This window comes from Cupriavidus sp. 22TCCZM04-2 (genome assembly GCF_057798895.1).
Genome location: NZ_JBYOJS010000001.1, coordinates 664,362 through 690,454, shown reverse-complemented (window position 1 = coordinate 690,454; position 26,093 = coordinate 664,362). Strand labels below are relative to the sequence as shown.

The 26,093-nt window shown below is 65.1% G+C and carries 25 protein-coding genes and 1 tRNA gene; 15 read left to right on the top strand and 11 right to left on the bottom strand.

What is annotated here, in order from left to right; translation table 11 throughout:
- Positions 1 to 22 precede the first annotated feature (22 nt).
- The 5 genes from AC3FKG_RS03165 (at position 23) to lpxC (ending at position 5,479) form a co-directional block, all read left to right on the top strand.
- The gene (locus AC3FKG_RS03165; RefSeq protein ID WP_483709422.1) at positions 23 to 904 is read left to right on the top strand and encodes a cell division protein FtsQ/DivIB; all 882 of its coding nucleotides are present in this window, start codon (positions 23 to 25) and stop codon (positions 902 to 904) included.
- Positions 901 to 2,133 (top strand): cell division protein FtsA, encoded by a 1,233-nt coding sequence (gene ftsA, locus AC3FKG_RS03160; RefSeq protein ID WP_483709421.1) that lies wholly within the window; start codon positions 901 to 903, stop codon positions 2,131 to 2,133. The genes AC3FKG_RS03165 and ftsA overlap by 4 nt, the downstream gene beginning before the upstream one ends.
- Before the next feature lie 174 nt (positions 2,134 to 2,307).
- Positions 2,308 to 3,501 carry a cell division protein FtsZ gene (gene ftsZ / locus AC3FKG_RS03155; protein ID WP_483709419.1) on the top strand — a complete coding sequence of 398 codons (1,194 nt, stop codon included), beginning with the start codon at positions 2,308 to 2,310 and terminating at the stop codon, positions 3,499 to 3,501.
- Between the two features lie 400 nt (positions 3,502 to 3,901).
- Positions 3,902 to 4,408, top strand: coding sequence for a redoxin family protein (locus tag AC3FKG_RS03150; RefSeq protein ID WP_483709418.1), 507 nt, complete (start codon positions 3,902 to 3,904; stop codon positions 4,406 to 4,408).
- Between the two features lie 153 nt (positions 4,409 to 4,561).
- On the top strand, positions 4,562 to 5,479 hold the full coding sequence (lpxC, locus tag AC3FKG_RS03145; protein WP_488672951.1) for a UDP-3-O-acyl-N-acetylglucosamine deacetylase: 918 nt from the start codon (positions 4,562 to 4,564) through the stop codon (positions 5,477 to 5,479).
- Positions 5,480 to 5,510: 31 nt separating this feature from the next.
- Here the strand turns inward: lpxC and AC3FKG_RS03140 are convergent, their stop codons facing one another.
- Entirely contained in the window at positions 5,511 to 6,044 is a 534-nt protein-coding gene (locus AC3FKG_RS03140; protein ID WP_483709414.1) for a DciA family protein, read from the bottom strand.
- Positions 6,045 to 6,350: 306 nt separating this feature from the next.
- On the opposite strand from AC3FKG_RS03140, the gene secA reads away from it, so the two are divergent.
- The 4 genes from secA (at position 6,351) to AC3FKG_RS03120 (ending at position 11,855) form a co-directional block, all read left to right on the top strand.
- Positions 6,351 to 9,128, top strand: a complete 2,778-nt coding sequence (gene secA, locus AC3FKG_RS03135; protein ID WP_483709413.1) for a preprotein translocase subunit SecA — start codon at positions 6,351 to 6,353, stop codon at positions 9,126 to 9,128.
- 145 nt (positions 9,129 to 9,273) lie between these two features.
- Positions 9,274 to 10,500 (top strand): bifunctional glutamate N-acetyltransferase/amino-acid acetyltransferase ArgJ, encoded by a 1,227-nt coding sequence (argJ, locus tag AC3FKG_RS03130; protein WP_483709412.1) that lies wholly within the window; start codon positions 9,274 to 9,276, stop codon positions 10,498 to 10,500.
- A gap of 33 nt (positions 10,501 to 10,533) precedes the next feature.
- On the top strand, positions 10,534 to 11,430 hold the full coding sequence (locus tag AC3FKG_RS03125; protein ID WP_483709411.1) for an ATP-binding protein: 897 nt from the start codon (positions 10,534 to 10,536) through the stop codon (positions 11,428 to 11,430).
- Positions 11,427 to 11,855, top strand: a complete 429-nt coding sequence (locus AC3FKG_RS03120; protein WP_483709409.1) for an NUDIX domain-containing protein — start codon at positions 11,427 to 11,429, stop codon at positions 11,853 to 11,855. The genes AC3FKG_RS03125 and AC3FKG_RS03120 overlap by 4 nt, the downstream gene beginning before the upstream one ends.
- 367 nt (positions 11,856 to 12,222) lie before the next feature.
- On the opposite strand, the gene AC3FKG_RS03115 is transcribed toward AC3FKG_RS03120, so the two are convergent.
- The 8 genes from AC3FKG_RS03115 to ispB all read right to left on the bottom strand — a co-directional run bounded on the left by AC3FKG_RS03115 (position 12,223) and on the right by ispB (position 19,357).
- Positions 12,223 to 12,414 carry a DNA gyrase inhibitor YacG gene (locus AC3FKG_RS03115; protein WP_483709408.1) on the bottom strand — a complete coding sequence of 64 codons (192 nt, stop codon included), beginning with the start codon at positions 12,412 to 12,414 and terminating at the stop codon, positions 12,223 to 12,225.
- A gap of 4 nt (positions 12,415 to 12,418) precedes the next feature.
- Positions 12,419 to 13,177 (bottom strand): cell division protein ZapD, encoded by a 759-nt coding sequence (zapD, locus tag AC3FKG_RS03110; RefSeq protein ID WP_483709406.1) that lies wholly within the window; start codon positions 13,175 to 13,177, stop codon positions 12,419 to 12,421.
- 214 nt (positions 13,178 to 13,391) lie between these two features.
- Positions 13,392 to 14,018, bottom strand: a complete 627-nt coding sequence (gene coaE / locus AC3FKG_RS03105; protein ID WP_483709405.1) for a dephospho-CoA kinase — start codon at positions 14,016 to 14,018, stop codon at positions 13,392 to 13,394.
- Positions 14,019 to 14,078: 60 nt separating this feature from the next.
- Positions 14,079 to 14,963: a prepilin peptidase gene (locus AC3FKG_RS03100; protein WP_488742388.1), complete on the bottom strand. Its 885-nt coding sequence runs from the start codon at positions 14,961 to 14,963 to the stop codon at positions 14,079 to 14,081.
- Positions 14,964 to 16,229, bottom strand: coding sequence for a type II secretion system F family protein (locus tag AC3FKG_RS03095; protein ID WP_483709402.1), 1,266 nt, complete (start codon positions 16,227 to 16,229; stop codon positions 14,964 to 14,966).
- A 30-nt stretch (positions 16,230 to 16,259) separates the two neighbouring features.
- The gene (pilB, locus tag AC3FKG_RS03090) at positions 16,260 to 17,984 is read right to left on the bottom strand and encodes a type IV-A pilus assembly ATPase PilB (RefSeq protein WP_488742387.1); all 1,725 of its coding nucleotides are present in this window, start codon (positions 17,982 to 17,984) and stop codon (positions 16,260 to 16,262) included.
- A 273-nt stretch (positions 17,985 to 18,257) separates the two neighbouring features.
- Positions 18,258 to 18,334: transfer RNA gene (locus AC3FKG_RS03085), tRNA-Pro, on the bottom strand.
- 93 nt (positions 18,335 to 18,427) lie between these two features.
- Positions 18,428 to 19,357, bottom strand: coding sequence for an octaprenyl diphosphate synthase (ispB, locus tag AC3FKG_RS03080; RefSeq protein WP_483711544.1), 930 nt, complete (start codon positions 19,355 to 19,357; stop codon positions 18,428 to 18,430).
- A gap of 49 nt (positions 19,358 to 19,406) precedes the next feature.
- Between ispB and AC3FKG_RS03075 the strand changes: the two genes are divergently transcribed.
- From AC3FKG_RS03075 to proB, 5 genes are all read left to right on the top strand, one after another.
- Positions 19,407 to 19,613 (top strand): hypothetical protein, encoded by a 207-nt coding sequence (locus tag AC3FKG_RS03075; protein WP_483709399.1) that lies wholly within the window; start codon positions 19,407 to 19,409, stop codon positions 19,611 to 19,613.
- Between the two features lie 236 nt (positions 19,614 to 19,849).
- Positions 19,850 to 20,161 (top strand): 50S ribosomal protein L21, encoded by a 312-nt coding sequence (gene rplU, locus AC3FKG_RS03070; RefSeq protein WP_011299103.1) that lies wholly within the window; start codon positions 19,850 to 19,852, stop codon positions 20,159 to 20,161.
- A gap of 39 nt (positions 20,162 to 20,200) precedes the next feature.
- The gene (gene rpmA, locus AC3FKG_RS03065; protein WP_092306246.1) at positions 20,201 to 20,461 is read left to right on the top strand and encodes a 50S ribosomal protein L27; all 261 of its coding nucleotides are present in this window, start codon (positions 20,201 to 20,203) and stop codon (positions 20,459 to 20,461) included.
- Positions 20,462 to 20,574: 113 nt separating this feature from the next.
- Positions 20,575 to 21,672, top strand: coding sequence for a GTPase ObgE (gene obgE, locus AC3FKG_RS03060; RefSeq protein ID WP_483709397.1), 1,098 nt, complete (start codon positions 20,575 to 20,577; stop codon positions 21,670 to 21,672).
- 84 nt (positions 21,673 to 21,756) lie between these two features.
- Positions 21,757 to 22,875: a glutamate 5-kinase gene (proB, locus tag AC3FKG_RS03055; protein ID WP_483709396.1), complete on the top strand. Its 1,119-nt coding sequence runs from the start codon at positions 21,757 to 21,759 to the stop codon at positions 22,873 to 22,875.
- A gap of 77 nt (positions 22,876 to 22,952) precedes the next feature.
- Here proB and AC3FKG_RS03050 read toward each other — a convergent pair whose 3' ends face one another.
- A complete protein-coding gene (locus AC3FKG_RS03050; protein ID WP_483709395.1) occupies positions 22,953 to 23,531 on the bottom strand; it encodes a CNP1-like family protein in 579 nt (192 codons plus the stop codon).
- Positions 23,531 to 24,178 carry an RNA pyrophosphohydrolase gene (locus tag AC3FKG_RS03045; RefSeq protein ID WP_483709394.1) on the bottom strand — a complete coding sequence of 216 codons (648 nt, stop codon included), beginning with the start codon at positions 24,176 to 24,178 and terminating at the stop codon, positions 23,531 to 23,533. Before AC3FKG_RS03045 ends, AC3FKG_RS03050 begins: the two co-directional genes overlap by 1 nt.
- Before the next feature lie 193 nt (positions 24,179 to 24,371).
- On the opposite strand from AC3FKG_RS03045, the gene AC3FKG_RS03040 reads away from it, so the two are divergent.
- On the top strand, positions 24,372 to 26,093 hold the full coding sequence (locus tag AC3FKG_RS03040) for a proline--tRNA ligase (RefSeq protein WP_488742386.1): 1,722 nt from the start codon (positions 24,372 to 24,374) through the stop codon (positions 26,091 to 26,093).

The window sequence follows — 26,093 nt, the reverse complement described above, 5'->3', positions numbered from 1 at the left end:
CCGTACCGGACGAACTCGCACCATGTGGCATAACGCTCGCCTGCTCAACCTGATCGCCTCCGCGCTCTACGCGCTGGTGGCGCTGATGGCGCTCGCGGCCGGTCTGCTGTGGCTGGCGCAGCGGCCCGTGTTCGCCATCACCCATGTCGAGGTGGCGCCGATGGACGGCGGCGCGCTGCGCCACGTCAACGCGCCCAGCGTGCGGTCGAATGCAGTGGGCAAGCTGACCGGCAACTTCTTCACGCTGGACCTGAACGCGGCGCGCCAGGTGTTTGAATCCGTGCCCTGGGTGCGGCGCGCGAGCGTGCGGCGCGAATGGCCCAACGGGCTGACCGTGGAAGTCGAGGAACACGAGGCACTGGGCACCTGGGGCCCCGCCGACAGCGGCAGGCTGGTCAACACCTATGGCGAAGTGTTCGTCGCCAACACGGCCGAGGCCGAGGAAGACGCCCAGCTGCTGGCGCTCGACGGTCCACCCGACAGCGAAGGCGACGTGATCGAGAAGCTCGAGGTCATGCGCGAATGGTTCAAGCCGCTCAAGGCGGAGCCCATGGCGGTGGCGCTGTCCGGCCGCTATGCCTGGCGCACGAAGCTGTCGAACGGCATGGTCGTGGAGCTGGGCCGCGAGCAGAACGACGAAGAGCGCGCCGCGATGGAGCAGCGCGTGAAGCGTTTCGTCGCCGCGTGGCCCCAGGTCACCGAGCAGTGGGGCAAGCAGATCGACTACGCGGACCTGCGCTACCCGAACGGGTTCTCGATCCGCACAGCCAGCGCCCGGTTCCTGACCGACGCGCAGGCCGCGGCCGCGGCGAAGGCCAGGGCAGCAGGTACGGGAACCCCGGAAACAGGTACTTCCAACAACAATCCGACGCGACTGAAGAGCAAGGCGGAGAAAACCCGATGAGCAAGGAATACAAGGACCTGTTGGTCGGTCTCGATATCGGCACCTCGAAGGTGGCGGCCGTGGTGGCGGAACTGCGCCCAGACGGCAGCTATGAGGTGATCGGGATGGGCCAGTCGGAGTCCAAGGGTCTGAAGAAAGGGGTCGTGGTCAATATCGAGGCCACCGTGCAATCGATCCAGAAGGCGCTCGAAGAGGCCGAGCTGATGGCCGACTGCAAGATTGCCGAAGTGTTCACCGGCATCGCCGGCAGCCATATCCGCAGCTTCAACTCCAGCGGCATGGTGGCTATCAAGGACAAGGAGGTGACGCAGACCGACGTGGCGCGCGTGATCGAGACCGCCAAGGCGGTCAATATCCCGACCGACCAGCAGATCCTGCACATCCTGACGCAGGAATTCATCATCGACGGCCAGGAAGACGTGCGCGAGCCGATCGGTATGAGCGGTATCCGCCTGGAAGTGAAGGTGCATATCGTCACCGGCGCGGTCAGCGCGGCGCAGAACATCGTCAAGTGCGTGCGCCGTTGCGGCCTGGAAGTGCATGACCTGATCCTGCAGCCGCTGGCTTCGAGCCTGGCGGTGCTGACCGAGGACGAGAAGGAACTGGGCGTGGTGCTGGTCGACATCGGCGGCGGCACCACCGATATCGCTATCTTCAGCGAGGGCGCGATCCGGCATACGGCCGTGATTCCCATCGCCGGCGACCAGATCACCAACGACATCGCCATGGCGCTGCGCACGCCGACGCCGGATGCCGAGGACATCAAGATGCAGTACGGCATTGCCAAGCAGGCGATTGCCGATCCGGAAGACATGATCGAAGTGCCCGGCGTGGGCGACCGCGGCACGCGCACCCTGTCGCGCCAGGCGCTGGCGGCCGTGATCGAACCGCGCATCGAGGAACTGTTTTCGCTGGTGCACCAGGTGGTGCGTGAATCGGGCTACGAAGAGCTGCTGTCGTCGGGCGTGGTGATCACCGGCGGCACGGCGATGATGCCTGGCATGGTGGAGCTTGGCGAGGACATCTTCCTGAAGCCGGTGCGCGTGGGCGTGCCGGAGTACCGCGGCAATCTGCACGAGGTCGTGAAGAGCCCGCGCTATGCCACGGTGATGGGCCTGCTGCTCGAAGGGCGCGTGCAACGCATGCGCGGACGAAAGGTGGCGGTGCAGAGCGGATCGGTCAAGCAGGTATGGGGCCGCATGAAGGAATGGTTTGTCGGCAACTTCTGACGCGAAGCTTGTCTGATGGAAAGGAAAGTCGCGCTGTCTTGACGATCGTGTCTACCACGGCAGAGATGGCGCGTTGATGGGAACAATTTCATTTAATCGGTTTCTTGTTCAGGAACCAGGGGTTGCGGCGGGGAGGCTGCAAAGTCTGGGGACTGATTTTTCTCGGAGGCAGTGATGGACTTTGACATGATCGAAACGGAAGTGATGGACGGCACCATCATCAAAGTGGTGGGCGTGGGCGGCGCGGGCGGCAATGCCGTGCAGCACATGATCAGCCGCGGCGTGCAGGGTGTTGAATTCATCTGCATGAACACCGACGCGCAGGCGCTGAAGCGTTCGACCGCTTCGCGCGTGCTGCAACTGGGCAATTCCGGCCTGGGCGCTGGTGCCAAGCCGGAAGTCGGTCGTAACTGCGCCGAGCAGGCCCGCGAGCAGATCGCGGACGCACTGCGCGGCGCCCACATGGTCTTCATCACTGCCGGCATGGGCGGCGGCACCGGTACCGGCGCCGCGCCGATCGTGGCGCAGGTGGCCAAGGAAATGGGCATCCTGACCGTGGGCGTGGTCAGCAAGCCGTTCGACTTCGAAGGCGCGCGCCGCGCCAAGGTGGCCGAACACGGTTCGAGCGAGCTGGAAAGCTCGGTCGATTCGCTGATCGTGGTGCTCAACGAGAAGCTCTTCGAAGTCATGGGCGATGATGCCGAGATGGACAAGTGCTTCCAGTGCGCGGACGACGTGCTGCACAACGCCGTGGCCGGTATTGCCGAGATCATCAACGTGGACGGCCTGGTGAACGTCGACTTCGAAGACGTGAAGACGGTGATGGGCGAGCAGGGCAAGGCCATGATGGGCACGGCGACCGTGTCGGGCGTGGATCGCGCCCGCCTGGCAGCCGAGCAGGCCGTGGCCAGCCCGCTGCTGGAAGGCGTGGACCTGTCCGGTGCGCGCGGCGTGCTGGTCAACATCACCGCCAGCCGTTCGCTCAAGCTGTCGGAAACCAAGGAAGTCATGAACACCATCCGCAGCTACGCCGCGGAAGACGCGACCGTGATCTTCGGTACGGTGTATGACGACGCCATGGGCGATGCCCTGCGCGTGACCGTGGTGGCGACGGGCCTGGGCCGTTCGGCCAAGAAGCAGCAGCCGATGACGTTGCTCAAGACCGGCACCGACAACATCCCGGTGCAGATGATGGCCGGCATGGCTGCCGCCGCCGTGCAGCACAGCTCGCCGGACTACAGCGGCCTGGATACGCCGGCCGTGTGGCGCAGCTCGCGTGAATCGGCGTCGGCCCACGTGGCCGCGCTGCAGGAGAAGGGTGTCGATACGTACGACATCCCGGCCTTCCTGCGCAAGCAGGCAGACTGAGCCGGGACGGCCGGATCCAGCATCGCAGGGCCGGTCCCTGACGGCTTGCGCGTCCTTGTCGCGAAGCACGAGCGCTCCCTATCCGCGCGTGCCTTGCATGGACCGTGCAAACCGCCCGGGCTGCCGGTGATGCCGCGTCCGCGCTGAACCGCCTCCGTTCACATCCTGTCGCCGGGACGGGCGGCCGCTGGCCGCCTCCCCGGACTGGTTCCCGCCCTCCCGGTCGGGATGTGCCGTCGTCCGCGCGGCGCGCTGCAAGGCGCGTCGCGCGGACTTTTTTGTAGCAAGCTGTATCGAAATGCCACCGGATGTCATCAGTCTTGGACGAGCGCGCTCGGGAGCCTATGATGCCGGCAGGCTTTCCCCGCTTTCCCCCTTCTTTGACAGGTTGCCAATCACCATGATCGCTGTCGGACAACGCGTCCCGGACGCCACGCTGCAAGAATTCTTCGATACCCAGAGCGAAGGCTGCTCGCTGGGTCCCAACGCGTTCCGCGTATCGGACCTGGTCAAGGGCCGCAAGATCGTGGTCTTTGCCTTGCCGGGGGCATTCACGCCGACCTGCTCGGCCAAGCACGTGCCTGGCTATGTCGCCGAGTCGCAGTCGCTGCGCGACGCGGGCGTGGACGAGGTCTGGTGCGTGTCGGTCAATGACGCCTTCGTGATGGGCGCCTGGGGCCGCGAGCAGCACACCGAAGGCAAGGTGCGCATGATGGCCGACGGAAGCGCAGAATGGACGCGTGCGCTGGGCCTGGACCAGGACCTCACGGCGCGCGGCATGGGCGTGCGCTCCAAGCGGTACGCGATGGTGCTCGATGATGGCGTGGTGACCCACCTGCAAGTCGAAGCGCCAGGCGAATTCAAGGTCAGCAGCGCGGAATCCATGCTGGAGACGTTGCGCGCCTGACACAAATCCTCAACCCGGTGTGCGGTATCTGCAACTTCCTGTGCATGGATTAACACACCGAAACAAAGAGGCTTAGCGGGATTTCCCTAGCAGTGGTAAAATCACTTAATCGACTAAGAAAACCTGATAGGTTTTAATAATATTGAGGCCGCCATGCTCAAACAGCGCACTATCAAGTCCCTGGTGAAGACGGTCGGTATCGGTCTGCACTCGGGTCGCAAAGTGACGCTGACCCTGCGGCCGGCCCTGGCTGGCACCGGTATCGTATTCACCCGCGTGGACCTGCCCGAAGCCGTGGAGATTCCCGTGGCCGCAAGCGCGATCGGCGACACGCGCCTGGCGTCGGTGCTGCAGAAGGATGGCGCGCGCGTTTCCACGGTCGAGCATTTGATGTCCGCTTGCGCCGGCCTCGGCATAGACAACCTTTATGTCGACGTCGACGCCGAGGAAATTCCGATCATGGACGGCAGCGCGGCATCGTTCGTGTTCCTGCTGCAATCGGCCGGCATCGAAGAGCAGAACGCCGCCAAGCGTTTCATCAAGGTGAAGAAGGCCGTGGAAGTGCGCGAGGGCGACAAGCTGGCGCGCCTGGAACCGTTCTTCGGCTTCAAGCTGTCGTTCACGATCGACTTCCGCCATCCGGCGGTCGACAAGACCGGCCAGAACTTCGCGATCGACTTTGCCGATACCAGCTACGTGCGCGAGATCGCCCGTGCCCGCACCTTCGGCTTTGCGCATGAGGTCGAGGCGCTGCGCGAAATGGGCCTGGCCCGTGGCGGCAGCCTGGACAACGCGATCGTGCTGGACGAGCACCGCATGCTCAACAACGAAGAGCTGCGCTACGGCGACGAGTTCGTGCGCCACAAGATCCTGGACGCGATCGGTGACCTGTACGTTGTCGGCCATCCGCTGATCGCTTCCTATGTCGCGCACAAGTCGGGCCACGGCCTGAACAACCAGTTGCTGCGCGCGCTGCTGGCGGACCAGGAAGCCTATGAACTGGTCACGTTCGACCGTGTCGAGGACGCGCCCGCCGCGTTCCTGCCGCAGGTCCAGCCCGCGTTTGCCTGATCGCGGCACGCGTGGAAACAAAAAAACCGGCCTAGGCCGGTTTTTTGTTTCCGTGATCCTGCCGATGGTGCGACAGCAGGGTCTTCAACGCATCCTGCAGCGGCGACGGCGGCAAGCTGCGCGCCAGATCGTCCAGGCTGGCAAGCCCGACCGCCGACATCTGTCCATTGGTCCGCGGCCGCACCACGGGGCCGGTGTCCCAGTCGCTATGGCGCGTTGCCTCGGGTTGTACCCGTACCCGGATTGCCGTCACCTGCGAGCCCCGCTCCTGCAGGCGGGTCAGCAATGTCGGCACGACCTGGCGCACCCGCGCGGCGGCCGCGCCGTGCGCGGCGAGCAACAGCAGGACCTGTTCCTGTTGCGGTCCGCGGCCATCGCGCTTGACTCCGGCGACGGCAATGCCGTTGCGCATGGTCGGCGGCAGCAGCGACAGCACCTGCGCTTCCAGCGACGCGAGCTCCCGTGCGGTCTGCATCAGCGCGGAAACCGGGCCGGCCTTGGCCAGCCAGTCGTTCAGGGGCTTGGCCGCCGGTGTCTGCAGGGCGTGGTGGGTGAACAGGCGCATGCGTGCATTCTAGCAAGCCGGCCCCTGGCGCGCCCCGGATTGCCGGCCCATGTGGAGGGCCGGCCACGCCCACGGAAGCGCACTTCCGGGGGCGCCCGATTGAACCTTGCCGGTCCGTCCCGATCTGCAGATAAATCAACGTCCCGCCGGGACCAGCGCGGCTTTGGCAAGACGGCACTTCCCGTCCCGGCCGCGACCCCGGCACATGATAAACTCGGCGTTTCGCGCCAATCTATCCATGCCTGGCACGGCTGGGGCCGCCCGTACGCGGGTCGCCGGACCGGTCCGCGCAGGTGAAAGCACTCGATGATCACGGGCCTTCTCAAGAAAGTCTTCGGCAGCCGCAACGAGCGGCTGATCAAACAATACCGCCGCACGGTGGAGCAGATCAACGCGCTGGAGCCCAAGTTCGAGCAGCTCTCCGACGACGACCTGCGCGGCATGACGGAGACCTTCCGGCAGCGCCACGCCGGCGGCGAATCGCTCGAGGCGCTGCTGCCAGAGGCGTTTGCCGTGTGCCGCGAAGCCAGCAAGCGCGTCATGAAGATGCGCCACTTCGACGTGCAGATGATCGGCGGCATGGTCCTCAATGACAACAAGATCGCCGAAATGCGCACCGGCGAGGGCAAGACGCTGACCGCGACGCTGGCCGTGTACCTCAATGCCATCACCGGCAAGGGCGTGCACGTGGTGACCGTCAACGACTACCTGGCCCAGCGCGACGCCGAGTGGATGGGCCGCCTGTACAACTTCCTGGGCCTGTCGGTGGGCGTGAACCTGTCGCAGATGGCGCACGACCAGAAGCAGGCCGCGTACAACGCGGACATCACCTACGGCACCAACAACGAGTTCGGCTTCGACTACCTGCGCGACAACATGGTCTATGACCCGTCGCAGCGCGTGCAGCGTCCGCTCAACTACGCGATCGTCGACGAGGTGGACTCGATCCTGATCGACGAGGCCCGCACGCCGCTGATCATCTCGGGCCAGGCCGAGAACCAGACCGACCTCTACCAGCGCATGAACGGCATCCCCAGGCTGCTCGAGCGCCAGATCGGCGAGGAAAAGGCCGACGGCACGGGCGTGGAGAAGCCGGGCGACTACTTCGTGGACGAGAAGGGCCACCAGGTCTACCTGACCGAGGCCGGCCACGAGAAGGCGGAAGAGATCCTGGCGCAGCAGGGCCTGATCGGCGAGGGCGAATCGCTCTACGCACCGCAGAACATCACGCTGATGCACCACCTGTACGCCGCCCTGCGCGCGCACAGCCTGTTCCACCGCGACCAGCATTACGTGGTGCAGAACGACGAAGTCGTCATCGTCGACGAATTCACCGGCCGCCTGATGACCGGGCGCCGCTGGTCCGACGGCCTGCACCAGGCCGTGGAAGCCAAGGAAGGCGTGTCCGTCCAGCAGGAAAACCAGACGCTGGCGACCATCACCTTCCAGAACTACTTCCGCATGTACACCAAGCTGGCCGGCATGACCGGCACGGCGGATACGGAAGCTTACGAATTCCAGGAAATCTATGGCCTGGAAGTGGTGGTGATCCCGACCAACCGCCAGGCCCAGCGCAAGGACCTGCAGGACCAGATCTACAAGACCTCGACGGAGCGCTACGCCGCCGTCGTGCGCGATATCCGCGACTGCTTCGAGCGCGGCCAGCCGGTGCTGGTCGGCACGACCTCGATCGAGACCTCCGAATACCTGTCGGACCTGCTCAACAAGGAAAAGCTGCCGCACCAGGTGCTCAACGCCAAGCAGCACGAGCGCGAGGCCGAGATCGTGGCCCAGGCCGGCCGCCCGAAGATGATCACCATCGCCACCAACATGGCTGGCCGCGGTACCGACATCGTGCTGGGCGGCAATGTGGAAAAGCAGGCCGGGTTCATCGAGGTGGACGCGAACCTGTCCGACGCCGACAAGGCTGCACGCATCCAGCAGCTGAAAGACGAATGGCAGTCGCTGCACGAACAGGTCAAGTCCGCGGGCGGCCTGCATATCGTCGGCACCGAGCGCCATGAATCGCGCCGTATCGACAACCAGCTGCGCGGCCGTGCCGGCCGCCAGGGCGACCCGGGTTCGTCGCGCTTCTACCTGTCGCTGGACGACCAGTTGCTGCGCATCTTCGCGGGCGACCGCGTGCGCGCCATCATGGAACGCCTGAAGATGCCCGAGGGCGAGCCGATCGAAGCCGGCATCGTCACGCGCTCGATCGAATCGGCGCAGCGCAAGGTGGAAGGCCGCAACTTCGACATCCGCAAGCAGCTGCTGCAGTACGACGACGTCGCCAACGACCAGCGCAAGGAAATCTACAAGCTGCGCAACGACGTGCTGGAAGCCAATGACGTCGGCGAAATGGTCAAGAACCTGCGCGAAAGCGTGCTGATCGAGCTGTTCCGCGAGCACGTGCCGGCCGAGACCATGGAAGAACAGTGGGACATCGCCGGCCTGGAAGCGCGCCTGCGCGACGACTGGGGCCTGGAGCTGCCGCTGGCACAGACCATCGAAGGCGCCCAGAGCATCGAGGACGAACAACTCCTCGACATGATCCTGAAGGCCGCCGAAGAGCGCTACGAAGGCAAGGTCGCCATCGTGGGCCGCGAATCGTTTGCCGGTTTCGAGCGCTCGGTCATGCTGCAGAGCATCGACACGCACTGGCGCGAGCACCTGGCCGCGCTGGACCACCTGCGCCAGGGCATCCACCTGCGCGGCTATGCGCAGAAAGACCCGAAGCAGGAGTACAAGCGCGAGTCGTTCGAACTGTTCGCGCGCCTGCTCGACGTGATCAAGAACGAAGTCACGCGCGTGACCTTCAACGTGCAGATCCAGTCGCCGGAAGAGCTGGAACAGGCTTCGGAGCAGATCGAGGAAGGCCTGTCGCACCTGGAGAACGTGCAGTACAAGCACGACGAGTTCGCCGAGGGCCGCGAGCCCGTGGAAGACGCGCCGTCGCCGCGCACCGGCGCCGCCGTGGCTGCCGCCGAAATGGCGGCGGCGGGGATGGCCAAGGTGGGCCGCAACGATCCTTGCCCGTGCGGTTCGGGCAAGAAGTTCAAGCAGTGCCACGGCAAGCTGAGCTGAGCCTGGCGCCAGCCGGACCATGCACGACAGCCCTTGCCGCCACGGCGGAAGGGGCGAAGAGGTAACGACATGCCCGCGCCAAGCGGGCATGTTCGTCTGACGACTGAACAGACAGACCAAGCAGGACTACAGGACAGGAACCGATATGCCCGTGAATCTTCCGCTGCCGCAGGCAGAAAACCTGAAACCCGTTGCCGGCGTCGAACTCGGCTGGGCCGAGGCCGGCATCCGCAAGGCCAATCGCAAGGACGTGCTGGTGGTGCGCGTGGCGGAAGGCAGCACCGTGGCCGGCGTGTTCACGCGCAACCGCTTCTGTGCGGCACCCGTGCAGGTATGCCGCGAGCATCTGGCCGGCGGCAAGGGCATACGCGCACTGGTGATCAACACCGGCAATGCCAATGCCGGCACCGGCGAGACCGGCCTGGCCAACGCCCGCGCCACCTGCGACGCGCTGGCCGGCCAGCTTGGCATCGCCGCGCAGCAGGTGCTGCCGTTCTCGACCGGCGTGATTCTCGAGCAGTTGCCGATGGACCGCCTGCTGGCCGGCCTGGCGCCTGCCGTGGCCAACGCGAAGGCCGACAACTGGCTGGCCGCCGCCGAATCGATCATGACCACCGACACGCAGCCCAAGGCGGCATCGCGCACGGTGCAGATCGACGGCAAGACGGTCACGCTCTCCGGTATCAGCAAGGGCGCCGGCATGATCCGCCCGAATATGGCGACCATGCTCGGCTTTATCGCCACCGACGCGGGCGTGGCCCAGCCGGTGCTGCAGGCGCTGGTGTCGCATGCGGCCGACCACTCGTTCAACAGCATCACGATCGACGGCGACACCTCGACCAACGATTCCTTCGTGCTGATCGCCACGGGCAAGTCGGGCGCCGCCATCGAGCGCGCCGAAGGCGCGGCCTTCGAGGCGCTGCGCGACGCTGTCACCAGCCTGGCGCAGGAACTCGCGCAGATGATCGTTCGCGACGGCGAGGGCGCCACCAAGCTCATGACCATCCGCGTGGAAGGCGGCAAGGACGTGGCCGAGTGCCGCCAGATCGCCTATGCCGTGGCCCACTCGCCGCTGGTCAAGACGGCGTTCTTTGCGTCGGACCCCAACCTTGGCCGTATCCTGGCTGCCGTCGGTTATGCCGGCGTGGACGATCTCGATGTCGACCGCGTCAACCTGTGGCTCGACGACGTCTGGGTGGCCCGCGACGGCGGCCGCAACCCCGACTACCGCGAAGAGGATGGCCAGCGCGTGATGAAGCAGGCCGAGATCACCGTGCGCATCGCGCTGGGCCGCGGCAACGCCGAAGCCACGGTGTGGACCTGCGACCTCTCGCACGACTACGTGTCGATCAACGCCGACTATCGTTCCTGATCATCGCCCCCTGTTCAACGACGCTCCGCTGCCATGTCTGACCTCGCCTCCCGCCTCGACAACTTCCTCGCCCGACTCGAACAGTGGCTGCCGCCGCAACTGACGGAAGCGGACTGGCAAGAGGCGGTAGCGTTCCGCTGGCGCAAGCGGCAGAGCCTGTTCGGCAATATCGGCTACCTGCAGCCGGTGCGCCAGCTGCCGCCGATCCACCTCGATGACCTCAAGAACATCGAGCGCCAAAAGGACGCCATCGTCGCCAATACACGCCAGTTCGTGAACCGGCTGCCGGCCAACAACGTGCTGCTGACCGGCGCGCGCGGCACCGGCAAGTCGTCGCTGATCAAGGCCTGCCTCAATGCCTTTGTGAAGGACGGCCTGCGGCTGGTGGAAGTGGACAAGAGCGACCTGGGCGATCTTGGCGATATCGTCGAGCAGGTCGCCAAGCGCCCCGAGCGCTTCGTGATCTTCTGCGACGACCTGTCGTTCGAGGATGGCGAATCCGGCTACAAGGCGCTCAAATCGGCGCTGGACGGCTCGGTGGCTGCGCAGTCGGACAATGTGCTGGTGTATGCGACGTCCAACCGCCGCCACCTGCTGCCGGAGTACATGAAGGACAACGAGTCATACCGCCATACCGAAGATGGCGAGATCCATCCCGGCGAAGTCGTCGAGGAGAAGATCTCGCTGTCGGAACGCTTTGGCCTGTGGCTGTCGTTCTATCCGCCCAAGCAGGACGAGTACCTGTCCATCGTCGGCCATTGGCTCAAGCATTTCGGCTGCACGGACGACGACATTGCCGCGGCGCGCGGCGATGCGCTGGTGTGGGCGCTGGAACGCGGTTCGCGCTCGGGCCGCGTGGCCTGGCAGTTCGCGCGCGACTGGGGCGGCAAGCATGGCAAGCCGTTCATCGCCGACGTGGAGGGCGCATGACGCAGATGCAAGACACGGCCGCGCCGCGCAAGGTCACCGAGGTGGCAGTAGGCGTGCTGGTGCAGCCGGACGGCCGCTTCTTGCTGGCACAGCGTCCGGGCGGCAAGCCCTACGAGGGCTACTGGGAATTCCCGGGCGGCAAGCTGGAACCAGGCGAGACCGTGGAGGCCGCGCTCGCGCGCGAACTTCATGAAGAACTGGGCCTCGATATCACCGAATGCGTGCGCTGGCACGTGCTCGAGCACGACTACCCTCACGCCTATGTGCGGCTGCATTTCTGCAAGGTCACGGCCTGGCGCGGCGATCCCGTCGGACGCGAGGGCCAGGCCTTTTCGTGGCAGACGGTGCCCGTGACGGTCGAACCGCTGCTGCCGGCCACCATCCCGGTGGTCGAATGGTTGGGCGAAGAATCCCGGCCCGCCTGACAAGCCAAGCTGTTCCCGCGCCCCTGCGGCCGCGGCGCCCGTGATTGCGCCCACACAATAACAGCAAGAAGGGACCAGGCCATCCATGTAGCCGCAGGCCGCGGCCACAAGGAATCCGGACACGAAGGCAAACAGCACCGCGCCGGCCACCATCTGCCAGCGCGCCCCGGCATCCACGGGTGCCGGCATCATGAAATAGCCGAACGTGGCCGCCGGGACCAGCGCCAGGACTAGTGGGCGAGGGCTTTGCCGTGACGGCCGAATGGCTCGGCCTGGCGGTGTTTGTGCTGGTGTGCGTGGGGTTCTGCCGCCGCGTGCTGGCCGCGGCGCATTGAGCGGACGGGACGGCTCCAGAAGTCGTCGCGGGTCAGTCGTCTTCGTCTTCCGGCAGGTCCGGCGATGGGGTTTCGTCGGGTTTGCTGCCGATCACGTACTTCTCGGACGCCCATGCGCCCAGGTCGATCTGCCTGCAGCGCTCGGAGCAGAACGGGCGGAACTTGTTTTCGGGAATCCATTCCACCTTGGTGCCGCAGGTGGGGCATTTGACGACGGCAGGCATGACTTCAGAAATTGCAGAGCTTGAGCAGGAACGGGATGTCGGCGTCGACCGAGCGCGGGCGCAGGTCGCCGTCCTGCTGCGTAAAGCGGACCCACAGCATGTACTTGTTGGCGCTCATCTCGGGGATAAAGGCCAGCAGCGAGTCATCGAGGTGCACCTGCATCAGCTGGTAGCTGCGGCCCGATAGCATCTGCTGGTAGCTGCCGCCCGTGGCGATCACCTTGCCGCTCTGGCCCGATTCACGCAGCAGGCGCAATACCGTCGAAGTCCCGGCGCGCAGCGCCACCAGCGGCCTGGCCCATTTCAGGATATCGGCGCGGCGTTCCTCGGCGGGACGATGCTGCCAGGCATAGTAGGCCGGCAGGTCGAACTCGCAGGTGCCGCCCGGAATGATCGCGCGGCTGCGGATGCTGGTCAGCCACTCGTTGTCGGCCAGCAGCTGGCCCGCCTTGCCCACGGTCTGGTTGAGCATGGCAATGCCCTGCTCGATCTCGCCGATGACGGCGTCCAGCGCTTCCTGGTCGATCTGGGGATTGACGCGCAACGCGGTCAGCGCCTGGCGCTGGCGTTCCAGTTCCTTGATCAGGTCGGTCTTGAGGTCGGCGCGGCCGGCCACGTCGATGATCTCGAACAGCGTGGTCAGTGCGACATGGTGCTGCAGAGCGTGTTCCTGGCCGAGGAAGTAATCCAGCCGATCGAACAGGTCCTCCAGGCGCAGCAACATCCTGATGCGTTCGTTGAAAGGATATTCGTACAGGATCAAGTGCTATGTCCGTGCAGCGCTGAGGCGGCGCTCCCGTGGGAGCGTCCCGGTGCGGGCGTGGCCCGGGGAACGTCAGGAATGTGTGGCAGCCGCGGCCGTCCACGCATTTCGCGTTAGGTTCCAGCGCATTCTATGCGAGACGGGCTGCGAGGACAATGCAATGTGCATCATGCGCCGAGCCAGTGAGCACAGCGGTGCCTGCTTGTGCCCTGGATCAGGTGCGCGTGACGCCGGCGGCTGACAACGCGCGATAGGTTCGGTCCAGCAGGTCAACCTGTGCGGTGAGTGCCTCGACCGGCCCGTCGTTGTCGACCACATCGTTGGCCACGGCCAGCCGCTGCGCACGCGTCGCCTGTTTCGCCATGATGGCCAGTACCTGTTCGCGGCTGAAGCCATTGCGCGCCATGACGCGCGCGATCTGCGTTTCCTCGGTGCAATCCACCACCAGCACGCGCCCGACGCGCTCGACCCATGCGCCGGATTCGACCAGCAGCGGCACGACGTAGATCAGGTACGGATGCTCGCCGGCATCGGCAATGCTCTTGGCGCGGGCCGTGGTCAGTGCTCGGATCAGCGGATGGGTGATGCCTTCGAGCCGGGCCTTGGCGGCAGGGTCGGCAAAGACCAGCGCGCGCATGGCATCGCGGTTCATGGCACCGTCGGCGCGCAGGCACTGCGGGCCGAAGGCATCGACCAGCGCGGGAATGGCCTGCCCGCCCGGCGCGGTGATCTCGTGCGCAAGCAGGTCAGTGTCGATGATGGCGGCGCCGCGCGCGGCGAACATGTCGGCCACGCGGGTCTTGCCGCTGCCGATGCCGCCTGTCAGTCCGATCTCCAGCATGTCAGGTTCCGTGGGTGCAATGGCCGAACGATACCAGCTTGGCGCGGCGCGGGCCGTTCCTCACGGCGTCGGCAGCGGCAGCACGCCCGGCCCGAAGAACAGCACCAGCGCGCCGGCGCCGGCAATGAACGGGCCGAACGGGAAGGGCGTGTCGCGGTGCTGGCGGCGCAGCGCGATGCTGGCTACGCCAAACACCACGCCGACCACCGAAGACAGCAACACCAGCGTCGGCAGCGCCTGCCAGCCGAACCAGGCGCCCAGCGCCGCCATCAGCTTGAAGTCGCCATAGCCCATGCCTTCCTTGCCGCGCACCAGCTTGAACACCCAGTAGGCGGACCACAGCAGCAGGTAGCCGGCCACGGCACCGATCACCGCATCGGCCAGCGGCACGAACAGCCCGCCCAGGTTGAGCAGCAGCCCCAGCCACACCAGCGGCAGCGTGATCTGGTCGGGCAGCAGCTGCGTGTCGGCATCGATCATCGTCAGCGCCAGCAGCGACCACAGCAGCACCAGCGCCGCCACGCCTTGCCAGGTCGGCCCGAAGTGCCAGGCGGCCAGCGCACTGAGCACGCCGCAAGCCAGTTCCACCAGCGGATAGCGCACGCTGATCGGCGCCTTGCACGACGCGCAGCGCCCGCGCAGGAAGAGATAGCTGATGACGGGAATGTTCTCCCAGGCGGCGATGGCATGACCGCAGTGCGGGCACGCCGAGCGCGGCACCATCAGGTTGTAGCGTTCGGGGTAGGGCAGGGGATCGCCGCGCAACTCGGCGATGTAGTTGGCTTCGTCATACTCCATCATGCGCGGCATCCGGTGGATCACCACGTTCAGGAAGCTGCCCACCAGCAGGCCGAGGAGGGCCGTTGCCGCAAGCAGGAACGACGGCGGCAGCGCGGCCAGGGTCGGCAGCACGGCGCCGCCGGCGGGGAATACCGGATTCGTCAATTACACCACCTGTCCCAGCTTGAAGATCGGCAGGTACATCGCGACCACCATGCCGCCGATGAGCACGCCCAGCACCACGATGATCAGCGGCTCGATCAGGCTCGAAATGGCCGCCACGGCATCGTCGACCTCGCGTTCGTAGAATTCGGCCACCTTGAGCAGCATGTTGTCGAGCGCGCCCGACTCCTCGCCGATCTGGGTCATCTGCAGCACCATGTTGTCGAACACGTGCGTGGCCTGCATGGCGTTGGTCAGGCTGGTGCCGATGCGCACCGCCTGTTCGATCTCGCGCGTGGCGTCGTAGTAGACCCAGTTGCCGGCGGCGCCGGCCACGGATTCCATCGATTCCACCAGCGGCGTGCCGGCGGCGAACATGGTGGCGAGCGTACGCGTCCAGCGCGCGATCACGGCCTTGCGGAACAGGCTGCCGAAGATGGGCAGTTTCAGCATGATGCGGTCGGTGCTGCGCTGGACCTTCTCCGACTTCTTCAGGGCCCGTATATAGAGAGCAACGCCGCCCACCGGTATGCCGATGACGATGTACCAGTACGCAACAAAGAAGTCCGAGATCGCGATCACCACCAGCGTGGGCGCCGGCAGGTTGGCGCCGAAGCTCGAGAACACGCCCTTGAAGGCCGGGATCACGAACAGCATCAGGATCACCGTGACGGCAAAGGCCACGGTCAGCACCGCGATCGGGTAGATCATCGCGGACTTGATCTGGCTCTTCAGCGCGATGGTCTTTTCCATGTAGAGCGACAGGCGCTCCAGCAGGGAATCGAGGATACCGCCCTGTTCACCAGCGTCGATCAGGTTGCAGTACAGCGTGTCGAAATAGCGCGGGTGACGGCGGAAGGCCTGCGCCATGCTGCTGCCTGACTCGATGTCGAAACGGATGTCGGATAGCAGTTGCGTGAAGTTAGGGTTGGCGTGGCCGCGCGCGATGATGTCGATCGACTGCAGCAGCGGAATGCCCGCCTTGAGCATGGTGGAAAGCTGGCGTGTGAAATACGCGATGTCTTTCTGGGTGATGGTCTTGCCGCGCGCTGCCTTGCGCTTTTTCATCTTGACCACGGTGAGGCCCTGCTTGCGCAGGCTCGCCGTGACCTCGGCCTGGTTCTCGGCCCGCTGTTCCCCGGTGAACGTCTTGCCCTTGCGGTCCTTGCCTTCCCACTCGAAGATGTACTGCGTAGGTGCCTTGCGTCCTGCTTTCGCGCGTGACGGCGCTGCCGCCCGTGCGCCCGCTGCTGGTGCGCGCGTTGCCATGATTGACCCCCGACATGAACGTCTGTTGTTTTACGTATTCGTTGTGGCCAGCACTTCTTCGAGTGACGTGACCCCCTGCTTGACCTTCAGCAAGCCGGCTTCCCGCAAAGATAGCACGCCGTCGCGGCGCGCCTGTTCGGCAATCTGCAGCGCCGTGCCGTGCGACAGGATGATCTGCTGCATCGCCTCGGTGATCGGCATGACCTGGTAGATGCCGCAGCGTCCCTTGTAGCCGCTGCCATTGCAGCGCTCGCAACCGACCGGATGGTAAGGCTGCCAGCTGCCGTCGATCTGGCTTTCCTTGAAGCCGGCCTCGAGCAGCGCCTCGTTCGGGATCGAACCCGCGCGCTTGCACGTGCACAGCCGCCGCGCCAGCCGCTGCGCCGTGATCAGCAGCACGCTCGAGGCGATATTGAACGGCGCCACGCCCATGTTCATCAGGCGCGTCAGCGTGGTCGGCGCATCGTTGGTGTGCAGCGTGGACAGCACCAGGTGGCCGGTCTGCGCGGCCTTGATCGAGATGTCGGCGGTTTCCAGGTCGCGGATTTCGCCGACCATGATGATGTCCGGATCCTGCCGCAGGAACGAGCGCAACGCCGCGGCGAAGGTCAGGCCGGCCTTGTCGTTGACATTGACCTGGTTGATGCCGGGCAACTGGATTTCGGCCGGGTCTTCGGCCGTCGAGATATTGATGTCGCCCTGGTTCAGCAGGTTCAGGAACGTATAGAGCGAAACGGTCTTGCCGCTGCCGGTGGGGCCGGTGACCAGGATCATGCCGTAGGGGCGCTTGATGGTGTCCATCAGCAGCGCCTTCTGCTCGGGCTCGTAGCCGAGCTGGTCGATGTCCAGCTTGTCGCTCGATGACTCCAGGATACGCATCACGATCTTCTCGCCAAAGAGCGTGGGCAGCGTCGACACGCGGAAGTCCACCGCCTTCTCGACGATTTCCTTGGCGTCCTTGCCTTGTGGCAGCGGAATCAGCAGCTTCATGCGGCCGTCCTGCGGCACGCGCTTTTCGGAGATGTCCAGGCGCGACAGCACCTTGATGCGCGTGGCGATCTTGTCGCGGATATCGAGCGGCGGGCGTGCCACCTCTTGCAGCACCCCGTCCACGCGGAAGCGCACGCGGTAGAAGGTCTCGAACGGTTCGAAGTGAAGGTCCGACGCGCCACGGTGGAAGGCCTCGGTCAGCAGCTTCTGCAGGAAGCGCACGACCGGCGCGTCGTCGATGTCGCTGGTGGCGGTGCGGTTGCGCTGCGCGGCGGCGGCCACCGGGTCGTACTCGATCAGCTTGCGCTCGTTGGACGTCCCGGGCGCGATGTCCTTGAGCGTGCCCGCGGCTTCACCGGCGGAACGCACGTGCTTCATCAGCTTGTCGTGCTCCACCACCACGGTGTCGAGCGGCAGGTTGTACTTCTGCTTGATCGCGTCGAGCCCGGCCTGGTTGGACGGGTCGGAGATGCCCACCACCAGGCGGTTCTCGCGACGGCCGAGCGGCAGCAGCCGATGGGCGTGGAATTCGCGGTTGCCCGCCAGCGCCGGCGGAACCTTGTTCAGGTTGTACTGTGCCAGGTCGAGCAGCGGCAGCTGGTACTTGTCCGCCGCGAACAGCGCAACGTCATGCGCAGTCATCGTGCCGCTGCCAACGATCTCGTCGATCAGCTGCGTCTTCTTTTCGCGCGCCGACTGTTCCAACTGGGCGAGCAGCGCGGGCGCGATGCGACGGCTCTGTGCTAGGGCGAGACCAAGTGTCATGGCAGGAACCAGATGGTGCAGGCGCCCGCGAGCGCCCGTCGGGGCCATCGGCCCCCGGATCGGCGCAGTTTGCCGCTGGGGTCACTTTTTGTAAAGGCGACAAAGGGCCATGTCGGCATTTGTGCGACACGGACGCAACCCTACTGGCGCGGGGAGTATGGAGGAGAGGGAAAGGAAGACGGATCGGCGCCGCGAGATGCCGGCGCCGAAACAAAAAAGCCGCACATTGCTGTGCGGCTTTTTGCTGGCCCCAAACTGCGTGGCCGTGAATTCTGGTCGGGGTGAGAGGATTCGAACCTCCGGCCTCTACGTCCCGAACGTAGCGCTCTACCAGGCTAAGCTACACCCCGAATTTTGTCTTTGTCGCCCACCGTTGCCGGTCAGCAGCAAAGAACGTAAGTCTAGCAGCGTTTCTCTCGAATGGGAAGAGGGCTTCAGCGGTTTCAGGACTGGCGCTGCAGCGAGAACGCGCACAGCGCAATCAGCGTGTCCTTCAGTTCCGAGGGCGGAAACTGCTGGGCGGCCTTTTCTGCGGCCTCGGCCTCGCGGCGCGCGGCTTCGAAGGTGACATCGAGCGCGCCGCTCGCATGGATGGCCGAGAACACCGCGTCGAAATGCTCGGTGCCGCCCTGCACGATGGCTTCGCGCGCCAGGGCGCGTTGCTCCGGCGTGCCATGCTCCAGCAGATGCAGCAGCGGCAGCGTGGGCTTGCCTTCGCGCAGGTCGTCGCCGGCATTCTTGCCCATCTGCTCGGCGCTGGCGGTGTAGTCCAGCATGTCGTCGATGAGCTGGAACGCGGTACCGATGCGGCGACCGTACTCGGCTGCGGCTTCCTCCATGGTGGCGTCCGCACCCGCGAGCACGGCGCCGAGCTGTGCCGCGGCCTCGAACAGCTTGGCCGTCTTGTAGCGGATCACCTGCAGGTAGCGCTCCACCGTGACGTCGGGATCGTGCATGTTCAGCAGTTGCAGCACTTCGCCCTCGGCGATCACGTTGGTCGCGTTCGACAGGATTTCCATGATGCGCATGCTGCCGGCATCGACCATCATCTGGAACGCACGCGAATAGAGGAAGTCGCCCACCAGCACGCTGGCGGCGTTGCCGAACACCGCATTGGCTGTCTCGCGGCCACGGCGCAGCTCCGACTCGTCGACCACGTCGTCATGCAGCAGCGTGGCGGTGTGAATGAACTCCACGACGGCGGCCAGCTCATGGTGGCGGTGCCCGTCATAGCCGAAGGCGCGGGCCGACAGCAACAGGATTACCGGGCGCAGGCGCTTGCCGCCGGCGCTGATGATGTATTCACCGATCTGCTCGATCAGAGGAACTTCGGAAGACAGCCGTTGACGGATGACTGCATCGACCGCGCGCATGTCTGCAGCGACCGGGGCAAGCAAGGCAGTGGCGGAAGGCTGGGTCAAGATGATCACCGTTACGCAAAACCGGACGATTATATGCGATGCCAACGTGGTTCACGCCAGTGTCCAGTCCCCGTTCGGGGGAGGCGCGGCTGCCGGGGTCTATAATTCCGGCATGAACAAGTCCACGTCCCGCGGCAGTGCCCGCCGCACGGCCTGGTGGGTGGCATTTGCCGCACTGGCGGGCTTCCTGCTGGCCGATCTGACCTGATCCACGCCTGCGCAGAAGTGCGCAAGGCGTCGCCGGACAGGCTATGTGCCTGTTTTCTTTGCGTTTTTCTCCAGCCTGGTTTATAGTTCTCGGTTTCCTCCGGTGGTTTTGCCCGTCTTGCGGGTATCGACCGGCGGGAGATAACCGGGCCGCACAGGCGTTGGCGGGCTGCTTGGCAGCATGCAAGCGCGACGTGCCGGCATTCGGCGTTTTATTCACATCCGAGAGGTTCGACAATGTACGCGGTCGTAAAAACCGGCGGCAAGCAATACAAGGTTGCTGCTGGCGAAAAACTTAAAGTAGAACAGATACCGGCAGACATTGGCGCAGAAATCACGCTCGACCAGGTGCTCGCAGTGGGCGCCGGCGACCAAATCAAGTTTGGTACGCCGCTGGTGAGCGGGGCTTCCGTCAAAGCTACCGTTATCTCCCAAGGTCGTCACGACAAGGTGAAGATCTTCAAGATGCGCCGTCGCAAGCACTACCAGAAGCGTCAAGGCCATCGTCAGAACTACACCGAGCTGCGCATCGAAGCGATCAACGCCTGATCATTCGAACGTAACCCGGTAAAGCGACAGGAGTAAGACATGGCACAGAAAAAAGGCGGCGGTTCCACGCGGAACGGCCGTGATTCAGAATCGAAGCGTCTGGGCGTGAAGGTGTTTGGTGGCCAGGCCATCAACGCCGGCGGCATCATCGTCCGCCAGCGCGGCACCCGCGTGCACGCCGGTGACAACGTGGGCGTGGGCAAGGACCACACCCTGTTTGCACTGGTCGACGGTCACGTGCAATTCGCTGTCAAGGGCCCTGCCAAGAAGCAGCAAGTCAGCGTCGTTCCGGCGGCCTGATAACAGCCTTTGCAGCACGAAGGCCCCGCAATGCTTGCGGGGCTTTTTCATTTTTGGCGACAATGCAAGTTGCCAATGCCGGTCGGTAGCCCGGTCCACCACGGAAACTCACTATGAAGTTCATCGACGAAGCCCGAATCGAAGCCATCGCCGGCAACGGCGGCAATGGCAGCGCCTCGTTCCGGCGCGAGAAGTTTGTGCCCTTCGGTGGTCCGGATGGGGGCGACGGCGGCCGGGGCGGCAGCGTGTTCGCCGTAGCGGACCGCAACATCAATACCCTGATCGACTTCCGCTACGCCAAGAAGCACGTGGCCAGGAACGGCGAAAACGGCCGTGGCTCCGATTGCTACGGCGCCGCTGGCGAGGACATCACGTTGCGCATGCCGGTCGGCACGCTGATCACCGACATGGACACCGGCGAGTTGATCGCCGACCTGACCGAGCACGGCCAGAAGGTCTGCCTGGCTGAAGGCGGCATGGGCGGCTGGGGCAACCTGCATTTCAAGTCCAGTACCAACCGCGCGCCGCGCCAGCAGGTGGATGGCAAGCCCGGCGAGCGCCGCATGCTCAAGCTGGAGCTGAAGGTGCTGGCGGACGTCGGCCTGCTGGGCATGCCCAACGCGGGCAAGTCGACATTTATTTCGCATATCTCCAACGCGCGCCCGAAGGTGGCGGACTATCCGTTTACCACGCTGCACCCGAACCTGGGCGTGGTGCGCGTCGACCACGAGCAGTCGTTCGTGGTAGCGGACATTCCGGGCCTGATCGAAGGCGCGGCCGAAGGTGCCGGCCTGGGTCACCAGTTCCTGCGCCATCTGCAGCGTACCGGACTGCTGCTGCATATCGTCGACCTGGCGCCGTTCGATGAAGCGGTGGATCCGGTGGCGGAAGCCAAGGCCATCGTCAACGAGCTGAAGAAGTACGACGAAACGCTCTACGACAAGCCGCGCTGGCTGGTGCTGAACAAGCTCGACGTGGTGCCGGAAGACGAGCGCGCCACGCGCGCCAAGGACTTCATCAAGCGCTACAAGTGGAAGGGCCCGGTGTTCCAGATCTCCGCGCTCACCGGCGAAGGCTGCCGCGAGCTGATCTACGCGATCAAGGACCACCTGGCCGCGATCAAGGCCGAAGAAGCTGCCGCACTGGCCGAGCCCGACATCCGGCTCGACGATCGCCGGCACAACGTCGACCAGGAAGGTCACGAGCAGTAAGCCAGCTTTTTTCCCTCGCCCATGCGGGGCGAGGAACCACCATTGGGGACGCAAAAAATGCCCCCGGAGACAGGATTTCTCGCCATGCAATCGGTCATTGCCCAGGCAAAACGTATCGTCGTGAAGGTTGGCTCCAGCCTGGTCACCAACGACGGCAAGGGGTTGGACTACGACGCCATTGCGCGCTGGGCGGCGCAGATCGCCAAGCTGCGCTCGATCGGCAAGGAAGTGGTGCTGGTCAGCTCCGGCGCCATTGCCGAGGGTATGCAGCGCCTGGGCTGGGTACGCCGTCCGCGTGAAATCCACGAACTGCAGGCTGCCGCCGCCGTGGGCCAGATGGGCCTGGCGCAAGTCTATGAAAGCCAGTTCGGCCGCTATGGCATCCGCACCGCGCAGGTGCTGCTTACCCACGCCGACCTGGCCGACCGCGAGCGCTACCTGAACGCGCGCTCCACGCTGCTGACGCTGCTCTCGCTGGGCGTGGTCCCCATCATCAACGAGAACGACACCGTGGTTACCGATGAAATCAAGTTCGGCGACAACGACACGCTGGGCGCGCTGGTGACCAACCTGATCGAAGGCGATGCGCTGGTCATCCTGACCGACCAGCGCGGGCTCTACACCGCCGATCCGCGCAAGGACCCGAACGCCGAGTTCGTCGACGAGGCGCTGGCCGGCACGCCCGAGCTCGAAGCGATGGCCGGCGGCGCCGGCACCTCGATCGGCCGCGGCGGCATGCTGACCAAGATCCTGGCCGCCAAGCGCGCGGCCAAGTCCGGCGCGCATACCACCATTGCTTCTGGCCGCGAGGCCAATGTGCTCGAACGCCTGGCGGCGGGCGAGGCCATCGGCACCCAACTACTGGCCCCGACCGGACGCCTGACCGCCCGCAAGCAGTGGATGGCGGATCACTTGCAACTGCGCGGCCGTGTCGTGATCGATGCCGGCGCCGTGGAAAAGCTCACCAGCGGCGGCAAGTCGCTGCTTCCGATCGGTGTGGTCGAAGTGCAGGGCGAGTTCGCGCGCGGCGAGGTGGTGGCCTGTGTCGGCGCGGATGGGCGCGAAGTGGCGCGCGGCATTACCAACTATTCGAGCGCCGAAGCGCGGCTGATCGCGCGCAAGCCGTCGTCGGAGATCGAATCGGTGCTCGGCCACCTGAACGAGCCCGAGCTGATCCACCGGGACAACCTCGTGCTGGTCTGAGTCCGCGATACGGTAACGGTGCAAATGAAAAGGGCGATGCCGTGGCATCGCCCTTTTTTCCTTCTGCCTGCAGAGGCTCAGCGCCGCGGGGCGTGGTCCTTCAGGTCGCGGACCATGGCATCCGGCGTGCCGGCCACGGTGCGGCCCTCGCAGAAGAAATCGGTCGCCAGCGTCGCCGCGTAGGCGTTGCGCGCACTGGTTTGCATGCGGATCCAATCTTCGCGTGTATCGCCGCGGTTGAGTACCCATTCCTTGGCGCCGACCGGCAGCGTCGCGTAGATCTTGCGCTCGAACGCGTCGCAGCGCAGGCCTTCGAAGTTCACGTTGCGTGCGCCGCTGGCGCTGCTGATCACCACCGTAAAGCGCACCACCTTGTCCGCGCCGACCGACACCGACTTGCTGTCCACCGCGAACGTGAGATTGCCGGTGCCATTGACCGAGAACGGGATCAGGTTCGCATCCTGCGGCGGTGCCGGCAGGATCGCCTCTTCCTCCTTGAAGGTCTTCGGCTCGAACGGGTTGATCCACTTGGATTCTTCTTCGGGCATTTGCTTGCCGGTGGTCTTGCAGCCCGCCAGCGCCAGGCAGGCGGCGGCAAGCAACAGGCCAGCAGCGGTCAGGCCGCCGCGGCGGCCCTGGCCGGTAACACGATTCATCAGGACTCCGTGTGGTTGGAAGCCGGCGCGGCCGGCAAAACTGCGGCATCTTCCGCTGCGCCCGCTTCGGCCGGCACCTCGGGCATGCCCGGCGTGACGGCTTGCGGCGGCCGGCGCTGCCCGCCGCCATGGCGGCCATGATGGACGCCATACGGGCTGAGCGGCACGCGCGAGTTTCGGTTCAGGAAGCGCGACAGCTCACCCAGCGCAAGCTGGTAGACGTCGCGCTTGAACTCGATCACCGCGTCGAGCGGCACCCAGTAGTCGCTCCACCGCCAGGCGTCGAACTCCGGATGGTCGGTGGCACGCAGGTGGATATCGCAGTCCCTGCCCGCCATGCGCAGCAGGAACCAGATCTGTTTCTGGCCTCTGTAGTGGCCGCGGATCTCGCGGCGGATGAACTTGTCCGGCACCTCATAGCGCAACCAGTCGCGCGTGCGACCGACGATCCTGACGTGCTCCGGTAGCAGGCCGATCTCCTCATGCAGTTCGCGGTACATGGCCTGTTCCGGCGTTTCGCCGTACTTGATGCCGCCTTGCGGAAACTGCCAGGAATGCTCGCCGATTCGCTTGCCCCAGAAAACCTCGTTTCGTGCGTTGATGAGGATGATGCCGACGTTCGGGCGAAAGCCTTCACGATCGAGCATGACTGCACCTCGAATCCTTTAGAATTACGTCGATTATAAAGGATGCGCGCGGCCCGGCTCAGGCGGGGCCCTGCTGGTTTTCCCCGAGCGGGAAGGGCAGTTTCAGGCAGTTGCCGGCGCGTTCCAGTCGCTTATGCGCGGCATGGCTGCCGCCAATTCACCGGGATTCCCGGTTTCCAGAGAAGACATTCGGATGAAAGCCTCGCAATTTTTCATTTCCACCCTGAAAGAAGCCCCCGCCGACGCGGAAATCGTGTCGCACAAGCTGATGATGCGCGCGGGCATGATCAAGAAGCTCGGCGCCGGTATTTACAACTACATGCCGGTGGGCCTGCGTACGATCCGCAAGGTGGAAAATATCGTTCGCGAGGAAATGAACCGCGCCGGCGCCGTGGAACTGTCCATGCCCGTGATCCAGCCGGCCGAGCTGTGGCAGGAAACCGGCCGCTGGGACAAGATGGGCCCCGAGCTGCTGCGCCTGAAGGACCGCCACGAGCGCGATTTCGCCGTGCAGCCGACGTCCGAGGAAGTCGTAACGGACATCGCCCGCTCGGAAATCCGCAGCTACAAGCAGCTGCCGGTCAATTTCTACCAGATCCAGACCAAGTTCCGCGACGAGCGCCGTCCGCGCTTCGGCATCATGCGCGGCCGCGAGTTCACGATGAAGGACGCGTACTCGTTCGACCGTGACACGGAAGGCCTGAAAAAGTCGTACCAGAACATGTACGACGCCTATGTGCGCATCTTCCAGCGCTTCGGCCTGGAGTTCCGTGCCGTGGCGGCCGACAACGGCGCCATCGGCGGTTCGGGCTCGCACGAGTTCCATGTGATCGCCGACACCGGCGAAGACGCCATCGTCTATTGCCCGACGTCCGACTACGCCGCCAACATGGAGGCCGCCGAGGCCTTGCCGCTGGTCGCGCAGCGCGCGGCGCCCACCGAAGAGCTGGTCAAGACCTTCACCCCCGAGAAGGTCAAGTGCGAGCAGGTGGCCGAATTCCTGAACGTCCCGCTCGAGCGCAACGTCAAGTCGATCGTGCTGGCCACGGACAGCGACGCCGGCGCCCAGATCTGGCTGCTGCTGATCCGCGCCGACCACGAACTGAACGAGGTCAAGGCCTCCAAGGTGCCGGGCCTGGCCGAATTCCGCTTCGCCACCGAAAACGAGATCGTCGACGCCTTCGGCTCGCCCCCGGGCTACCTGGGCCCGATCGACATGAAGAAGCCCGTCAACGTCGTGGCCGACCGCACCGTCGCCAACATGAGCGACTTCATCTGCGGCGCCAACTACCGGGACTACCACTTCACCGGCGTCAACTGGGGCCGCGACCTGCCCGAGCCCGTCGTCGCCGACCTGCGCAACGTGGTTGCCGGCGATGCCTCGCCGGACGGCAAGGGCACGCTGGAAATCTGCCGCGGCATCGAAGTCGGCCACGTGTTCATGCTCGGCACGCGCTATTCCGAGTCGATGAACGCCACCTTCCTCGACGAAAACGGCAAGACCCGGCCGATGCAGATGGGCTGCTACGGCATCGGCGTTACCCGTATCCTGGGCGCGGCGATCGAGCAGAACTTCGACGAGCGCGGCATCATCTGGCCCGCCGCCATCGCCCCGTTCGAAGTGGTGGTGTGCCCGGTCGGCTATGACCGCTCCGAGGCCGTCAAGGCCGAGGCCGACCGCATCCACGCCGAGCTGCTGGCCGCCGGTGTGGACGTCATCCTCGACGACCGCGGCGAGCGCCCGGGCGTGATGTTCGCCGACTGGGAACTGATCGGCGTGCCGCACCGCGTGGTGGTCGGCGATCGTGGCCTGAAGGAAGGCAAGGTCGAGTACCAGGGCCGCCGCGACGCCCAGGCGACCCAGGTGGCCGTGGCTGACGTGGTCGGCCATGTACGCGGCCAGGTCGGCAAGTAA

What these genes read in the sequence shown, in the direction of transcription:
- AC3FKG_RS03165 (WP_483709422.1), top strand. Translation starts at nt 23, where the DNA reads ATGTGGCATAACGCTCGCCTGCTCAACCTGATCGCCTCCGCGCTCTAC.
- ftsA (WP_483709421.1), top strand. Translation starts at nt 901, where the DNA reads ATGAGCAAGGAATACAAGGACCTGTTGGTCGGTCTCGATATCGGCACC.
- ftsZ (WP_483709419.1), top strand. Translation starts at nt 2,308, where the DNA reads ATGGACTTTGACATGATCGAAACGGAAGTGATGGACGGCACCATCATC.
- AC3FKG_RS03150 (WP_483709418.1), top strand. Translation starts at nt 3,902, where the DNA reads ATGATCGCTGTCGGACAACGCGTCCCGGACGCCACGCTGCAAGAATTC.
- lpxC (WP_488672951.1), top strand. Translation starts at nt 4,562, where the DNA reads ATGCTCAAACAGCGCACTATCAAGTCCCTGGTGAAGACGGTCGGTATC.
- AC3FKG_RS03140 (WP_483709414.1), bottom strand. Translation starts at nt 6,044, where the DNA reads ATGCGCCTGTTCACCCACCACGCCCTGCAGACACCGGCGGCCAAGCCC.
- secA (WP_483709413.1), top strand. Translation starts at nt 6,351, where the DNA reads ATGATCACGGGCCTTCTCAAGAAAGTCTTCGGCAGCCGCAACGAGCGG.
- argJ (WP_483709412.1), top strand. Translation starts at nt 9,274, where the DNA reads ATGCCCGTGAATCTTCCGCTGCCGCAGGCAGAAAACCTGAAACCCGTT.
- AC3FKG_RS03125 (WP_483709411.1), top strand. Translation starts at nt 10,534, where the DNA reads ATGTCTGACCTCGCCTCCCGCCTCGACAACTTCCTCGCCCGACTCGAA.
- AC3FKG_RS03120 (WP_483709409.1), top strand. Translation starts at nt 11,427, where the DNA reads ATGACGCAGATGCAAGACACGGCCGCGCCGCGCAAGGTCACCGAGGTG.
- AC3FKG_RS03115 (WP_483709408.1), bottom strand. Translation starts at nt 12,414, where the DNA reads ATGCCTGCCGTCGTCAAATGCCCCACCTGCGGCACCAAGGTGGAATGG.
- coaE (WP_483709405.1), bottom strand. Translation starts at nt 14,018, where the DNA reads ATGCTGGAGATCGGACTGACAGGCGGCATCGGCAGCGGCAAGACCCGC.
- AC3FKG_RS03095 (WP_483709402.1), bottom strand. Translation starts at nt 16,229, where the DNA reads ATGGCAACGCGCGCACCAGCAGCGGGCGCACGGGCGGCAGCGCCGTCA.
- pilB (WP_488742387.1), bottom strand. Translation starts at nt 17,984, where the DNA reads ATGACACTTGGTCTCGCCCTAGCACAGAGCCGTCGCATCGCGCCCGCG.
- ispB (WP_483711544.1), bottom strand. Translation starts at nt 19,357, where the DNA reads ATGCGCGCGGTCGATGCAGTCATCCGTCAACGGCTGTCTTCCGAAGTT.
- AC3FKG_RS03075 (WP_483709399.1), top strand. Translation starts at nt 19,407, where the DNA reads ATGATCACCGTTACGCAAAACCGGACGATTATATGCGATGCCAACGTG.
- rplU (WP_011299103.1), top strand. Translation starts at nt 19,850, where the DNA reads ATGTACGCGGTCGTAAAAACCGGCGGCAAGCAATACAAGGTTGCTGCT.
- rpmA (WP_092306246.1), top strand. Translation starts at nt 20,201, where the DNA reads ATGGCACAGAAAAAAGGCGGCGGTTCCACGCGGAACGGCCGTGATTCA.
- obgE (WP_483709397.1), top strand. Translation starts at nt 20,575, where the DNA reads ATGAAGTTCATCGACGAAGCCCGAATCGAAGCCATCGCCGGCAACGGC.
- proB (WP_483709396.1), top strand. Translation starts at nt 21,757, where the DNA reads ATGCAATCGGTCATTGCCCAGGCAAAACGTATCGTCGTGAAGGTTGGC.
- AC3FKG_RS03050 (WP_483709395.1), bottom strand. Translation starts at nt 23,531, where the DNA reads ATGAATCGTGTTACCGGCCAGGGCCGCCGCGGCGGCCTGACCGCTGCT.
- AC3FKG_RS03045 (WP_483709394.1), bottom strand. Translation starts at nt 24,178, where the DNA reads ATGCTCGATCGTGAAGGCTTTCGCCCGAACGTCGGCATCATCCTCATC.
- AC3FKG_RS03040 (WP_488742386.1), top strand. Translation starts at nt 24,372, where the DNA reads ATGAAAGCCTCGCAATTTTTCATTTCCACCCTGAAAGAAGCCCCCGCC.